Source organism: Paraburkholderia sp. BR10882 (assembly GCF_040948855.1).
GTDB lineage: Bacteria > Pseudomonadota > Gammaproteobacteria > Burkholderiales > Burkholderiaceae > Paraburkholderia > Paraburkholderia nodosa_A.
Genome location: NZ_JBFPKP010000010.1, coordinates 274554 through 284636 on the forward strand (window position 1 = coordinate 274554; position 10083 = coordinate 284636).

10 protein-coding genes are annotated in these 10083 nt (G+C 65.0%); 5 read left to right on the forward strand and 5 right to left on the reverse strand.

The genetic code is table 11. The features are described from left to right. Positions 1-239 precede the first annotated feature (239 nt). The gene (locus tag AB3X99_RS25295) at positions 240-815 is read right to left on the reverse strand and encodes an ankyrin repeat domain-containing protein (RefSeq protein WP_368618488.1); all 576 of its coding nucleotides are present in this window, start codon (positions 813-815) and stop codon (positions 240-242) included. A gap of 190 nt (positions 816-1005) precedes the next feature. Beyond that, the gene (locus AB3X99_RS25300; protein WP_368618489.1) at positions 1006-2397 is read right to left on the reverse strand and encodes a short-chain fatty acid transporter; all 1392 of its coding nucleotides are present in this window, start codon (positions 2395-2397) and stop codon (positions 1006-1008) included. 510 nt (positions 2398-2907) lie between these two features. Between AB3X99_RS25300 and AB3X99_RS25305 the strand changes: the two genes are divergently transcribed. After that, positions 2908-3564 carry a peroxiredoxin gene (locus AB3X99_RS25305; RefSeq protein WP_069269301.1) on the forward strand — a complete coding sequence of 219 codons (657 nt, stop codon included), beginning with the start codon at positions 2908-2910 and terminating at the stop codon, positions 3562-3564. A 107-nt stretch (positions 3565-3671) separates the two neighbouring features. Here AB3X99_RS25305 and AB3X99_RS25310 read toward each other — a convergent pair whose 3' ends face one another. From AB3X99_RS25310 to AB3X99_RS25320, 3 genes are read right to left on the reverse strand one after another with little or no spacing between them, the layout of a single operon-like run. Beyond that, positions 3672-4535, reverse strand: coding sequence for an ABC transporter permease (locus AB3X99_RS25310; RefSeq protein ID WP_069269300.1), 864 nt, complete (start codon positions 4533-4535; stop codon positions 3672-3674). Between the two features lie 17 nt (positions 4536-4552). Continuing rightward, positions 4553-5347 (reverse strand): ABC transporter ATP-binding protein, encoded by a 795-nt coding sequence (locus AB3X99_RS25315; protein ID WP_069269299.1) that lies wholly within the window; start codon positions 5345-5347, stop codon positions 4553-4555. Positions 5348-5382: 35 nt separating this feature from the next. Further along, complete coding sequence (locus AB3X99_RS25320; protein ID WP_069269298.1) at positions 5383-6402, reverse strand: ABC transporter substrate-binding protein; 1020 nt, start codon at positions 6400-6402, stop codon at positions 5383-5385. Between the two features lie 197 nt (positions 6403-6599). Between AB3X99_RS25320 and AB3X99_RS25325 the strand changes: the two genes are divergently transcribed. From AB3X99_RS25325 to AB3X99_RS25340, 4 genes are all read left to right on the forward strand, one after another. Next, positions 6600-7277 carry a response regulator gene (locus AB3X99_RS25325; protein WP_069269297.1) on the forward strand — a complete coding sequence of 226 codons (678 nt, stop codon included), beginning with the start codon at positions 6600-6602 and terminating at the stop codon, positions 7275-7277. A gap of 18 nt (positions 7278-7295) precedes the next feature. Next, positions 7296-8717 carry a sensor histidine kinase gene (locus AB3X99_RS25330; RefSeq protein WP_368618490.1) on the forward strand — a complete coding sequence of 474 codons (1422 nt, stop codon included), beginning with the start codon at positions 7296-7298 and terminating at the stop codon, positions 8715-8717. Between the two features lie 95 nt (positions 8718-8812). Next, the gene (gene hutC, locus AB3X99_RS25335) at positions 8813-9526 is read left to right on the forward strand and encodes a histidine utilization repressor (protein ID WP_069269295.1); all 714 of its coding nucleotides are present in this window, start codon (positions 8813-8815) and stop codon (positions 9524-9526) included. A gap of 398 nt (positions 9527-9924) precedes the next feature. Further along, positions 9925-10083: hypothetical protein (locus tag AB3X99_RS25340; RefSeq protein ID WP_368618499.1), on the forward strand; the 159-nt coding region annotated here is incomplete at its 3' end.

The following is a 10083-nucleotide window of genomic DNA, read 5'->3' on the forward strand; positions in this document are numbered from 1 at the left end:
TAACAGAGTTCGATTGACGGGTGCGTGCAGACTTCGAATCCGATGACAAAACGATATCACGGCTCGTGGAAAATCGCCTGCCCCGCACTGGCGCTGCACGCACGGGTGTTACATGGATAGCGTCGCCTGGCGGCGCGTTGTATGCAAACCAGGAGTGACACCAGGGCGCTGCGTGCCGTTATGCGCTTTGCAGCGTTTCGCGTGCCTGCCCATCGCGCCCCATGATTCCCGCGTTCTTTTCACGCGCTTTTGCCGCCGGCTTTCCCGGCGAGCAGGGTGGCCGTGGCCACCGCGCCCATCGCGTTCGCCACGTCGAGCGCGGTGTTGCCCGCGGCGTCGTGCGCCGCCGGGTTCGCGCCGCGCGCGAGCAGCAGGTCGACGATATCGGAGCGGTTGAACATGGCGGCGATCATCAGCGCCGTGCGGCCGTCGGGAGAGGCACCTTCCACGTCGGCGCCGTTTTCCAGCAGGGCGCTGATCACGTCGGCAAAGCCCTTGAAGGCCGCGCCCGCGATCGGCGTTTGCCCGTTGTCGTTGCGCAGGTTGGGGTCGGCGCCGTGCTGCACGAGCGTGCGCACGGCGGCGGCGTGGCCGTGATAGCTCGCGAGCATCACGAGGCTGTCGCCTTTTTCGTTGCGCAGATTCGGCGGCAGGCCCTGTTCGATGAGCGTGGCGAGCGTGTTGGATTCGCCGCGGCGCGCGGTGTCGAATACCTGGCGCGCGAACTCGACGAAACGCGGATCGAGCTCGCCGCCGTCTTCGCCGGAGCCTGACGAAGACGATGAGGGTGGGGTAGGCAGCGCGCTGGCGGTCATGGCAGTCTCCTGGTTCGGATCGCAGATCGATTCGGGGCGGCGTGCCGCCGTCCGGGCTTGCCCATTGTCGCCGATCTTAGCGCGCCGCGAGGCCAGCGCGGCTCACGCGCGCCGCATGAAAAAAGGCGCTGCCGAACCACTGCAAAGCGGCCAGCGCAGCGCCTTCCTTCGCGGCGGAACCGCCTGACGCTCAGGGCACGAGCCAGAGCGCCCCGGCGTAGATCACGAGCGACACGGCGAACGTCACGGCGGTATAGCCCATTACGCGCTGGATGCGAATGCCCGCGATCGCGACGATCGGCACGGCCCAGAACGGCTGCAGCATGTTCGAGACGTTTTCAGCCATCGCCACGCCCATGGCAGTGCGCGGCACCGAGGCGTGCAGGCTCAGCGCGGCGGGCAGCACGAACGGCCCTTGCACGGCCCAGTGGCCGCCCGCGCTCGGCACGAGCAGCGTGATGATGAGCGAGCTCAGATAGCTCCAGAGCGGCAGCGAAAACGGCGTGGCGATCGTGACGAAGGCCTTGGCGATCATCGAGGCGAGGCCGGTGCCCTTCATTACGCCCATGATGCCGCCGTACACGGGGTACTGCAGCAGCATGGAGCCGGTCTGGCGCGCGGCGCGGCGAATGGCGTTCGCGTAGGCGATAGGCGTGCGCTGCAGTGCGAGGCCGATCAGCAGGAAGATCAGGATCGTCGTGTTGATGTCGAGATCGAAACCTTTTTCGCTCCATTCCATCGCCAGATAACCTGCGCCGAGCACGATCAGCAGCAGCGTGCCGAGCATCGACTGCTCGAGGCGCGACGCGAACGAAGGCGTGCCGTTGCCGACGCGCGCGTGCGGGTCGTCGCTGGCGCCGGCGTCGTTCGCTTCGGCTTCGGCCGCCTCGCTGAACGGCGCCACGTGCTCGGGCTTCGGATGCATGCGGATGAAGATGAACGTCATCACGACCACCACGAGCACGGTGGGAATGAAGACGAACGGCGCGAAGACGGTCTGGCTGAGCGGAATCACGTGGCCGGTCGCCTTTTCCACGAGATTGAGCGCGTTGCCGTGCGAGGCCTGCGAGAGGGCGATCGAGCTGGAGAGCCCGCTATTGCAGATCGACCATGCCGAATAGCTGCCGGCTACGAGCCACGCGAAATCCACGTTCACGCGCTTCGCGATTTCACGCGAGAGCAGCGCGCCCACGATCAGGCCCAGGCCCCAGTTCAGCCACGCGGCGATGGCCACCACCGGAAACACCAGCAGCGCGGCGCGCGCCGGCGTTTGCGCCCTGGCCGCGAGCGCGCGCAGGACGCGCTGGATCACGGGCGCTTCGGCAATGGCGTAGCCCGTGGCGAGGATCAGGATCATCTGCAGCGCGAAGCCGAGAATGCCGAACGTACCTTCGTACCAGGCGCTGAGCAGCGTGGGGAGATTGCCGTGCGGCGCGATGACGAGCGCGAGCACGGCGACAAAGAAGGTGAGGCAGATGGACAGAACGAAGGGGTCGGGCATGACCCGCTCGAAAACATACACGAGGGCGGCGACGACACCCTGGCGGGAATCGCGCGTTTCAGTCTGGAGGTCTCTTTTCATGCTCTTTGCGCTAGTTCGTAGCGTGTCGCTACTGGCTGGCCGGAGCGGACAGGAGGCGTTGCTTGCGGGTAGTCCCGGCACCGTGCGGCTGGCGGGGCCAGGCGCGTAGGGGCGGGGAGGCAGGTGCGGCTCCTCCATCAGCGAGAGGCGATGCCGCCCCGGCGCAGCGGGTTCATATCACGCCTTGCACGCGGGTATTTGCACGGCAAGACGACCAGCCCGTTATTGTTGTTCTCGTGTTCGTAACTCGAACACAGTTTCGATTATCGAACGACGCATTATTCGCTTCATGCCAAGTGGATGTCAAGCCTGCGATAGCGCGCCGATGCAGGTTTTAGCGCTAAATAATGGCTAAATGTATGGATGATGTAATGCTAATGAAATAGCAAAGATTTTCATAAGCGTCACGGAGACTATCTAAAATGCAAAAGCGGGAGGCACTTTCGCGCGCACGCAGACCCCTCACGATCACCTCACGAGCTGTAAATCACTGCATTCAGGAGACAGAAGATGACGATTCGTCTTGGAGAAGATGCACCCGATTTCACCGCGGAGACCACCGAAGGCAAGATCCGTTTCCATGAATGGATCGGCGACCAATGGGCCATTCTGTTTTCGCATCCGAAAGACTTCACGCCCGTTTGTACGACGGAACTCGGCTATATGGCGAAGCTCAAGCCGGAGTTCGACAAGCGCAACACGAAGATCATCGGTCTGAGCATCGACCCGGTGGACGACCATGCGAGGTGGGCGAAGGACATCGAGGAAACGCAGGGGAGCGCCGTCAATTATCCGATGATCGGCGACCCGGATCTGCACGTCGCGAAGCTCTACGACATGATCCACCCGAACGCGAGCGGCGCCAGCCCCCGCACGGCGGCCGACAACGCCACGATACGCGCGGTGTTTCTCATCGGGCCGGACAAGAAAGTGAAGGCGATGTTTGTCTACCCGATGAGTTCGGGCCGCAATTTCGACGAGGTGCTGCGCCTGCTCGATTCGCTGCAGCTCACCGCGAAGCATTCGGTGGCGACGCCGGTGAACTGGAAGCCGGGCGACGACGTCATCATCCCGACTTCTGTTTCCGACGATGCGGCCAGGCAGAAGTATCCGCAGGGCTTCAAGACGCTCAAGCCGTATCTGCGTACCGTTGCGCAGCCCAAGTAGCGTTTGGCAGGCCCAAAAAAAACGCGGCGCACTGGCAGTGCGCCGCGGATCACGGACCAGGCAAGCTCTCGCGTCTTACGCGGTCCGGACAGGGGAAGCTGACTGAATCAGTTCGAAGGCGTGGGCCGCCACTTGAGCAAACGATGCTCGAGCGCGGTGAGCACATAGTCGGCGGCCAGCGCGACTACGGCGAGCACGATCATCGCGGCGAACACGCCGCTTGCGTTGAACGCGCCCTGCGCCGTCGAGATCAGCAAACCGATGCCTTGCTTCGAACCCAGGAATTCACCCACCACGGCGCCGACCAGCGCGAAGCCGAAGCTCACGTGCAGGCTCGCGAGAATCCACGAAAGCGCTGAGGGAATCACGACCGAGGTCGTCACCTGGCGGCGCGACGCGCCGAGAATCTGCGCATTGGCGATCATGTAGCGGTCCGCTTCGCGCACGCCCTGGAACGCATTGGCGAACACGACGAAGAACACCATCACCACGGCGAGCGCCACTTTCGACGCCATCCCGAGCCCCAGCGCGATCACGAACACCGAGCCGAGCACCACGCGCGGAATCGAGTTGGCGATCTTGATGTAGAGGCTGAATACGTCGGAGAGCAGCTTGTTGCGGCCAAGCACGATGCCGCAGAACACGCCGGCCACCGAGCCGATGATGAAGCCAAGGCCCGTCTCTTCCAGCGTGACCCAGACCTGCGTGAGCAGGGGCCCTTGCGAGGTGCCGTTCACGAACCAGTCGATGATCTGATCAAAGATGGCCGTGGGCATCGAGAAGAAGAACGGGTCGATCCATTTGAGGCGCGCGGCGAGTTCCCAGCCGCCGAGCACGACGACGAGCACGAGAATACGCAGCGAAATGACGAGCAGATTGCGCTGACGAATGCGCTTTTGCGCAGCGCGCTCGACGGCGTCGAGCGAGGCGGCATCGAGGCCTTGCGGCAGGGTTTGTTGCGGGGTGGACATAGTGAACGGCTCCGGTGTTAGGCGATCTGCACTTCTTCGCGCAGGTCGTGCCAGATCTGGCGCGACAGTTCGACGAAGTGCGGCGCGTAGCGGATTTCGGACGTCACGCGCGGGCGCGGCAGATCGATCTCGTAGACCTTCTTGAGCGTGGCCGGGCGCGCGGTGAGCACGAACACGCGGTCGGCGAGCGCAATGGCTTCTTCGAGGTCGTGCGTGACGAATACGACCGACCCCGTGCCGCCCCACAGCTGCAGCAGCTCGTCCTGCATGAGCGTGCGCGTTTGCATGTCGAGCGCCGAGAACGGCTCGTCCATCAGCAGGATTTCGGGCTTGTTGATGAACGTCTGCGCAAGCGCCACGCGCTTGCGCATGCCGCCCGAAAGCTGATGAGGATAGTGCTTGCCGAAGTTGGCGAGGCCCACGCGGCGCAGCCATTCGTTGGCTTCGTCGTAGGCGGCCGATTTCGAGCGGCCGCGATAGAGCGGACCGGCCGCCACGTTGTCGAGCACCGAGCGCCACGGGAACACCGCGTCGGCCTGGAACACGAAGCCGATGCGCGGATCGATGCCGTTCACGGGCGCGCCCATCACGCGCACTTCGCCCGTGGTGGGTTTGAGCAGGCCCGTGATCATGCTGAGCGTGGTGGACTTGCCGCAGCCCGTGGGCCCGACGATCGCGACGAACTCGCCGCGCGCGACCGACATGCTGAAGTCGCGCAGGGCGACCGTCGCCTTGCCGTCCGGTGAAATGAAGCGGCACGAAACATTGCGCAGCTCGATGGCCGGCGTGCCTTGGGAATGGGAGGAAGTCATTATTTCAGTGGGCTGAACGTGGGGCCGATTGCGTTTTACTTCGACGCCGTGGCGGTCGGAGCCGGCAGATAGTCGTTCGAGTAAGTCTTCGCGAGGTCGATGTGCTTGCCCTTCACCGAAGGATTGAACGCCGAGAGCACCTTGAGCACCGTATCCGGGCCGTCGGCGGGCATGCGGCCGTCCTTCGTGAACATCGGCAGCGAGGACTTCAGCGCGGCCACGTAGAGATCCTGGCTGTTGCCGTAGTAGTCCTTCGGCATCTTCGCGGCGATTTCATCGGCGCTATGCGTGGCGATGAAGTTGAGCGTGCGCGAGAACGCGTGCGCGAGCTTCGTCGCTTCTTCCTTGTGCGACTGCGCCCAGGCGCGCTGCACGTAGAAGCTCGAAGCGGGGTAGGTGCCGCCGAGCGCCGCGCGCGTGCCTTCGAGCGTGCGCATGTCGACGAGCACCTTGGCGTCGCCGGTTTGCAGCAGACGCGAGACCGTGGGTTCCGTCGTCATGCCCGCGTCGATGCGGTTCTGCTTGATCGCCGCGATGAAGGTGTTGTCCGCGCCCACCGGCAGCAGCGTGTACTGGTTGGAGGGCACGCCCGAGCGCTGTGCGAGGTACTGCGTGAGGAAGCTCGTGGAGGAGCCGAGGCCCGTCACGCCGAGCGTCTTGCCCTTCACGTCGGCCATGCTCTTGACCGTGCCGGCTGCCGCGTTCGACACCATTTCCACTTCGCCGGGCACCTGGCCGAACACTACGAGCGTTTGCACTTCCTTGCCCTTGCTCTGCAGGTCGATGGTGTGATCGTAGAAGCCCACCACGCCTTGCACCGCACCCGCGAGCAGTTCGTTCTCCGCGTCCACGCCGGCCGGCTGCGACTGCAGTTCGACGTCGAGGCCTTCGTCCTTGAAGTAGCCGAGCTGCTCGGTCAGTTTGGCGGGGAGATAGATGATCTTGGTTGCGCCGCCAACCATGATCGTGATCTTTTCCGCGTGGGCAGCCGTGGAACCGGCGGCGAGGGCGAACGCGACACTCGATACGGCGGCGATCTGGCGCAAGGTAGGCATCGTGGAGTCTCCTGAGGGTGGTGCGCCGTGCATGCGGCGCTTTTTGGTGGATGGAGCCGATTATAAAAACCGTAAGCCTTCTGCCAGCCTTCGGGCGCCGTGCAAAATCGTCCGTGTTAACCCGCAGGGCGGCGATGCGCCGGCAACGGCACAATCGATTCCCCTGAAACGGCCTTCGCCTTTGCCCGTACCCGCCCATGAAGTTGCTGCTGATCGAAGACAATCCGACGCTTGCACACTGGCTCGTCAAGACGCTGGAGGAGCAGGCGTTCGCCTTCGACGCCGTGCAGGACGGCGAAGCCGCCGACCATTTGCTGCGGTCCAATCACTACGATGTGGTGCTGCTCGACCTCAATTTGCCGAAGCTCTCGGGCAAGAACGTGCTGCGGCGGCTGCGCCAGCGCGGCGACGCGACGCCCGTGATGGTGCTCACGGCAAGCGGCTCGATCGACGAGAAGGTGGAGCTGCTCGGCGCCGGCGCCGACGACTATCTCGTCAAGCCCTTCGAGGTGCGCGAACTGGTGGCGCGCATCAAGGTGCTGATTCGCCGGCAAACGCCCGCGCGCGCGAATGAAATCGGCTGTGGGGACCTCGTGTTCGACCTCAACACGCGCCAGTTCACGCTGAAGGGCGCGCCGCTGAACGTCACGCCGCGCGAGCGCACGGTGCTCGAAACGCTGGCACTGCGCCTCGGCCAGACCGTGTCGAAGGCCGCGCTCGTCGACGCGATCTTCACGCTCGCCGACGAACCCAGCGAGGACGCCATCGAAATCTACGTGTCGCGGCTGCGCAAGAAGCTCGAAGGCAGCTCGGCCGTGATCGTGACACTGCGCGGCCTGGGCTATTTGCTGCGCAGGAAGGATGAGACGCTATGACGACTTGCGCGTGCCGACATGACGGGTAGCCTGCGCGTTCGCCTGCTTTGGTGGATGCTCGTGCCGCTCGCGCTCTACGTGAGTTTTACGGCGACCTCCGAGTATCGCGCTGCGCGCCATACTGCCGATCTGGTGCAGGACGGCGGGCTGCTGTCGTCCGCACGCATGATCGCCGGTTCCGTGCAATGGGCCGATGGCGCGTTGCGCGCCGATGTGCCGCCCGCGGCGCTCGAACTCTTCGCCTCGCCGCAGCAGGACCAGGTGTTCTACAACGTGCACGTGGAGGGCGGCTCGCTGCTCGCGGGCATGCCCGACTTTCCGCATGCGGCCTCGGCGCCCGCCGTCGATTCGCCCGTCGCGTACGACGCCGGGCTGCGCGGTCAGGCCGTGCGCGCCGTGAGCGTGGTGCGCTCCATGTACGACAACGGCCACGTCTGGCGCGTGCGCGTCTCGGTGGGCAAAACCGAGCGCTCACGCGACGCGATGGTGGAGGCGCTCTGGCGTCCCCAGCTCTATCGCCAGATCGGCATGGTGATGCTGGCCGTGGCGCTCGCCTGCATCGGTCTCACGTTCGAGCTGCGTCCGCTCATGAAGCTCAAGAACGACGTGGCAGATCGCGATCCTTCGCACCTCGAACCCATTCGCGCCGAAGGGCTGCATGCCGAACTGCGGCCCGTCGTGGAAGCCATCAATCAATGCATTGCGCGCCTTTCGGCGCAGACGGCGGCGCAGCGCCGCTTCATCGCCGATGCCGCGCACCAGCTGCGCACGCCGCTCACGCTGCTCGGCACGCAGTTGCAGTACGCGCGCCAGCAAAAAGCCGTCGATCCCGCGCTCGACGAAGTGCTGGCGGCCATGCACGTGAGCAACCGCTCGATGGTCGCGCTGACGAACCAGTTGCTGCTGCTCGCGCAGGCCGAGGCGCTCGACCCCGCGCAATTGCCGGCCGCGCCCGTCGACATGGCGCAGCTCGCGCGCGAAGTGGTCGAGGCGCTCGCGCTGCTCGCGCAGACGCGCGGCATCGATCTCGGCGCGGAGTTGCCGCGCGAGGCGGGCGAGGCGGTGGTGCAGGGGCATCGCGAGCTGTTGCGCGCGATGGTCAGCAATCTCGTGGATAACGCGCTGCGCTACACGCCGGCTGGCGGGCACGTCACCGTGTCGGTGCGGGCGAGCGGCGAGATGGTCGCGCTCGAAGTGCTCGACGACGGCCGCGGCATTCCCGCGGAAGCGCGGGCGCGCGTTTTCGAGCCTTTCTTCCGCGCCGCCGTCGGGACCGAAGGCACGGGCCTTGGTCTTGCGATCGTGCGCGAGATCGCGCAGTCGCATCGTGGCGCGGTGAGCCTGAGTCCGGGCGCGGACGGGCGGGGCGTGCGCGCCTGCGTGGTGCTCGCGCGCTGGCAGCCCGCGCTCGTGGCGGAGCCGGAAAAGGAGCCGCTTTAAGGGGCGGTACAATGTGGCCGCCTGAAGCTGCAAGCCCGCGCCGCGCCCGGCGGCCATCGCTGCGGCGACCTCCCGTTCATTCGAAGATCGAGACCATGCAAAAGAAGACGGTCAGCAGTGCCCCGTTGCCCGCCTATGAGCAGATCAAGCGCCATGTGCTCGCGCAGATCGAAAGCGGCGCCTTGCGGCCCGGCGACGTGGTGCCTTCCGAAACGGAACTGGTGAAAGAGTTCGGTGTGGCGCGCATGACGGTGTCGCGCGCGCTACGAGAACTGATGGCCGAAGGCGTGCTGAACCGGGTGCGCGGCTCGGGCACGTACGTCGCGCCGCGCCAGTACGAATCGACGGTGCTGCAGATCCGCAATATCGCCGACGAAATCGCGGCGCGCGGCCATCGGCATGCGGCGCGTGTGCTGGGGCTGGAGGCGAGCGACGATCCGAACGCGATCGCCGCGCTCGAACTCGACGCCGGGCCGGTGTTCCACTCGCGCATCGTGCACAGTGAAGAGGGCGAGCCGATCCAGTACGAGGACCGCTACGTGAACCCCGAGGTGTTCCCCGACTACCTCGCCCAGGACTTCACCGTCGAAACGCCGAATCACTACATGGTGCGCCTCGCGCCGATCCAGCGCGCGGAATTCCGCATTTACGCGCAGAAGCCCGATGCGCGCGTGCGGCAGTATCTGGAGATGGAAATCGGCGAGCCCTGCCTGCTGTTGCTGCGGCGCACGTGGGTGGGGCGTCACGTGGCGACTTCCGTGCGCCTGTGGCATCCGGCTTCGCGGTTTCATCTGGCGGGTACCGTTTGAGCCTGGGCGGCGAGGCCGCTCACTTCCTGCTTACTTGCTGAACTGCAGTCCACCGGACGCTCGAGCGCTCCGTCCCTCTTGATCCCTGCCCGCATCAAGCCCGCCACTTTCGTTTGCGTGGGCGGTCTGGCCGCGTCTACAGACCATGCACTGTGTCGGGCTGTTTGCAGACATCTTGTCTAGACAAAGCTTCGCGGCTCGCCTGCCCGTTTCTTCGCTCCGATAAGCCGAACTCGGCGAGTTTCGTCAGGGTAACTACTAACCCACGTTTTTTTGAAACGAGTTGTATATACAACTTGGCGGCGTTAGACTTAACCCACGTTGCAGCGCTCATTGCATCTCCGCGGGCGCAGCCCTCCACCTCCAGCTTGCTATCCAGACTCGACGGACTCGAACAAATGAACCAACCGAACTTCACCGACCCGCGCCTCGACCCGCGCCTCGACCCGACCCGCACGATCCGCGCGCCGCGCGGCAGCGAGAAGGTCTGCAAGACCTGGCTGGCGGAAGCCGCCTACCGGATGCTCCAGAATAATCTGGACCCCGAAGTCGCCGAG

What these genes read in the sequence shown, in the direction of transcription:
- AB3X99_RS25295 (WP_368618488.1), bottom strand. Translation starts at nt 815, where the DNA reads ATGACCGCCAGCGCGCTGCCTACCCCACCCTCATCGTCTTCGTCAGGC.
- AB3X99_RS25300 (WP_368618489.1), bottom strand. Translation starts at nt 2,397, where the DNA reads ATGAAAAGAGACCTCCAGACTGAAACGCGCGATTCCCGCCAGGGTGTC.
- AB3X99_RS25305 (WP_069269301.1), top strand. Translation starts at nt 2,908, where the DNA reads ATGACGATTCGTCTTGGAGAAGATGCACCCGATTTCACCGCGGAGACC.
- AB3X99_RS25310 (WP_069269300.1), bottom strand. Translation starts at nt 4,535, where the DNA reads ATGTCCACCCCGCAACAAACCCTGCCGCAAGGCCTCGATGCCGCCTCG.
- AB3X99_RS25315 (WP_069269299.1), bottom strand. Translation starts at nt 5,347, where the DNA reads ATGACTTCCTCCCATTCCCAAGGCACGCCGGCCATCGAGCTGCGCAAT.
- AB3X99_RS25320 (WP_069269298.1), bottom strand. Translation starts at nt 6,402, where the DNA reads ATGCCTACCTTGCGCCAGATCGCCGCCGTATCGAGTGTCGCGTTCGCC.
- AB3X99_RS25325 (WP_069269297.1), top strand. Translation starts at nt 6,600, where the DNA reads ATGAAGTTGCTGCTGATCGAAGACAATCCGACGCTTGCACACTGGCTC.
- AB3X99_RS25330 (WP_368618490.1), top strand. Translation starts at nt 7,296, where the DNA reads ATGACGGGTAGCCTGCGCGTTCGCCTGCTTTGGTGGATGCTCGTGCCG.
- hutC (WP_069269295.1), top strand. Translation starts at nt 8,813, where the DNA reads ATGCAAAAGAAGACGGTCAGCAGTGCCCCGTTGCCCGCCTATGAGCAG.